A 1475-nucleotide genomic window follows, 5' to 3' on the forward strand; every position below is an offset into this window, starting at 1 on the left:
ATCCCCGGCGGGGGCTTTGAGCTGCGGTGGACCTGAGTCCGACGGCGCGCGGAAGGGCGGGTCCCGGTGAGTGGTCCCGCCCTTCTCGGTCATCGTGGTGGGCGGCTCACTCGGGGTCTTTGACGTCCTCGTCGGACTGGAGCCCTTGCGCGGGCGGCGGGTCGATGGCGGTGGTGGGGTTGGTGCAGCCGGGGACGCTGCCTTCGGGGGCACAGTTGTCCGGGGTGTTGTCGATGACCTTGGTGTTGGTGAGCGTGACCTGACCGTTCGACTGGTTGTCGATGCCGCCGCCGGCGGTGATCGCCGTGTTGCGTGTGATCAGGCTGTCGACCAGTGTGGCGGTGGCGTTGGGGCCGAGGTTTGAGAGGCCCGCGCCTCTCACGGCGATGTTGTCCCTGATGGTGGTCGACTTCAGGTTCAGGGTGGAGGTGTTCACGTTGCGGATGCCGCCGCCCTCGATGCCGGTGTTGCCCCTGATCGATACGGACTCCAGGGTCGCGGTGCCCAGTTGGTTTTCCAGACCGCCGCCATTGCTGGTGACTGCTCGGTTCTTGAGCAGGGAGCCGCCCTTCATCGTCATGGTGCCGTTACCGGCGACTGTGCCGTTACCGGTGTTGAGGACTCCGCCGCCGAAGCTGGCTGCGGTGTTGCGTTCGACGGTGGTGCGGTCGAGGTGGAGCTGTCCGCCGTTGTTGGAGACGCCACCACCGGTGACCGCGAAATTGTCCTTGAAGACGGTGTCGTTCAGGTTCAGTGTGCCCTGCTCGTTGAGGGCTCCGCCGCCAGAGTTGCTGCTGACGCCGCCGCTGACCGTGAGCGACTTCAGGGTGAGCGTGCCACCGGACACCACGTGGAAGATGCGGAAGCTGTCCGTGGCGTCCGGGTCGCGTCGGATGGTGGAGCCGTTGCCGGAGATGGTGACATCCCCGGTGATCTCGGGAAGGCCATCGTCCGGGTTGTCCGGGGTGGTCAGTGTGTAGGTGCAGCGGGATGCGAGCGTGGTGCGACCACCGTTGGCGTTGGCCTGGTTAATCGCGTTCACCAGGCCGGGGATGTCGTTGCACCCCACTCGGATGTCTTCGGCGGCACTGGCCGTCCCGGTCGGCAGGACCACGAGGGAGAGTCCCGCACCGACCGCGACGGTCATGGCGCCGGACCGCGAAATGAACCTCATCGTTACGCCTTCCTCAGCGCTGGAGTGAAGCGGCGCATCACCGGCGTCAGCGGGCGTGCTGGTCAACCGGGATGGCAAGATGACGTTCTCTTTCTAACGACAGGTGATCGCGCGCTCACCTGCTGTGCCGCCAAACGGGCCCAGCCTTTGCGGGGCCCGAGGGAGTGCCTCCGTGGCACGTCCCGTCCGAGGCCACCCGTAAGGCGCTGCAGAAGCTCGGCAAGCACCTGGGTGAGCAAGGATCGCAAGTAGTTGCTGTACTTCGCTGCTGTACGGCACCAAAAAGCCCCCACCGAGTTTC

The 1475-nt window shown here is 65.9% G+C and carries 1 protein-coding gene; it reads right to left on the reverse strand.

Annotated features, from left to right (window positions below; all coding sequences use genetic code 11):
- Positions 1–106: 106 nt before the first annotated feature.
- Positions 107–1240, reverse strand: coding sequence for a hypothetical protein (locus NP777_RS46795; RefSeq protein WP_256656307.1), 1134 nt, complete (start codon positions 1238–1240; stop codon positions 107–109).
- Between the last annotated feature and the right edge of the window lie 235 nt (positions 1241–1475).

Source organism: Streptomyces rugosispiralis (assembly GCF_024505145.1).
Lineage (GTDB): Bacteria > Actinomycetota > Actinomycetes > Streptomycetales > Streptomycetaceae > Streptomyces > Streptomyces rugosispiralis.